Genomic DNA, 1,246 nt, shown 5'->3' with positions numbered 1-1,246 from the left:
ATTAAACGTTCGTTTAATTCACTGCCTTTGAAAATCGTTTGTTCACTATTAGTTTCTTTAATCAATTCCCGTCGTTCAGCCGCGGTTGTCTGTTCAAAATCAAGCTCTGGATAAAGTTTTTTAGTCGTGCGATCAACTACTTTATTTAAGAGTTCATCTGCTTTTTTTAGTGAACTTTCTTGTTGGTTAATCGTCAATAATTGCTTAGTGACATCTTCACCAACAGCGTGCTTAATTAAGGTACTGTTTTTCCAATTAAATAGCATGCGCCGCTTATCATCTAAACTTTCCAAACTAATATAAGTTTTCAGTTCGTGGCTTAACTCTTTAACCACTTTTTTCTCGTTAAACGAGAAGTGTTTACTTAGGCTATCCAAGTGGCCTTGATTAAGTACTTTCTCCTGCATATTTTTATAGCCAGCTTTGGACTTACGATAGTTCTTAACTTGTTGATTAAATGCCTTTCTTTCATGCCGTTTGCTATTGATTCCCTCGTGTTGCATTGGTGTGTCAGCTATTCCCTGTTCCACAAATGATTTTTCACTGATCCGATCAGGAATGTTTTTTTGCTCTAAAGCCTGATTTACACTTGCCGCCCAATTGTGCCGCCATTCAGTTATTTTTTCTTTTTTATCCCAATCGACCATCAGTATCTTTCTACTCTTAGGGTACTTGCTAGTTCCGGTATATGTTTTGTTGCCATTATCATCTAAAATATATTGCTTTTTGCTCTTAATTCCCCATGTTCCATCTGAATTAAACGGCCGATTAGTTAACATCACATGAGCGTGCGGATTATCTGGGTGGTCGCGATGAATTGCCACGTCGGCTACCATGCCCTCATCAACAAAATTTTCTTGCACATATTTTGTCAGTAATTCTTTCTGTTCGGATTCACTTAATTCTACCGGTAAAGCCACGTTAAACTCTTTTGCATACCGTGAGTTTGATTTACGATCTTTCTTTTCAACTTCATTCCACAACTGCTCTCGATCACTCGCCCATTTAGGTGAATTTTTTGGCGTCAAAATAAAGCTTTCTGGCATGATCGATCGGGCATAAAAATAGTGGCGACCTTCCTTATCATCAAATAGCTTTTCACCACTTCGATAAGCGGCACTGGCAATCGCACTTCGTCCTTTACCAGCACTAATATTACTAAAACTCATGTGGAATATTGCCATGTCAGTCACCGTCTTCCTTTGATTATATGGGTTTTGACCTTGTTGTCGCCATCGGCGACTTC

Annotated in this window: 1 protein-coding gene; it reads right to left on the bottom strand. The window is 38.7% G+C overall.

Features of this window, described 5'->3' with window-relative positions; translation table 11 throughout:
• The coding region (gene mobQ, locus FD44_RS09955; protein ID WP_162258123.1) for a MobQ family relaxase at positions 1-1,184 on the bottom strand (1,184 nt) is incomplete at its 3' end.
• Positions 1,185-1,246 lie beyond the last annotated feature (62 nt).

Source organism: Secundilactobacillus malefermentans DSM 5705 = KCTC 3548 (genome assembly GCF_001436395.1).
GTDB classification, from domain to species: Bacteria; Bacillota; Bacilli; order Lactobacillales; family Lactobacillaceae; genus Secundilactobacillus; species Secundilactobacillus malefermentans.
Note: the sequence above shows the minus strand (reverse complement) of the source record. Positions and strands in the feature narration are given on the sequence as shown.